The sequence below is a fragment of the Priestia sp. SIMBA_032 genome, from assembly GCF_046535215.1.
Lineage (GTDB): Bacteria > Bacillota > Bacilli > Bacillales > Bacillaceae_H > Priestia > Priestia aryabhattai.
This window is the reverse complement of record NZ_JAWRXD010000263.1, coordinates 1-348: the sequence shown is the minus strand read 5'-3', so window position 1 is coordinate 348 and position 348 is coordinate 1. Positions and strand designations below refer to the sequence as shown.

General features: G+C 35.3%; 1 protein-coding gene. It reads right to left on the bottom strand.

Translation table 11 applies throughout. The features are described 5' to 3' along the window. Positions 1–173: glutamine amidotransferase-related protein (locus tag SB717_RS34280; RefSeq protein WP_410907298.1), on the bottom strand; the 173-nt coding region annotated here is incomplete at its 3' end. Positions 174–348: the final 175 nt, after the last annotated feature.

Here is a 348-nt window from a genome sequence, read left to right as displayed (position 1 = left end):
GGTCCACCAGAGAAAATAATCCCTTTTGGATTCATTGCTTTAATTTCTTCTGCAGTAATTGTATGTGGATGAAGTTCACTGTATACACCGAACTCACGAATTCGACGTGCTATTAACTGATTGTATTGACTTCCAAAATCTAAAACGATAATTGTATCGTGTTGCTTCTTCAAAATAATCACCCCAACGTTAGTTCTCGTATATAAATATTTTCACCAATTTGGCGAAAAGCATTACTAATATAATAAAAAAAGCCAGTCCTCCGCCTCTAGTCTCATAACAAAGAAAAGGCAGGGGTCTGGCTTTATAAAGAAAGATAGTCTCCGCTCTTTATAAATATAAGACACA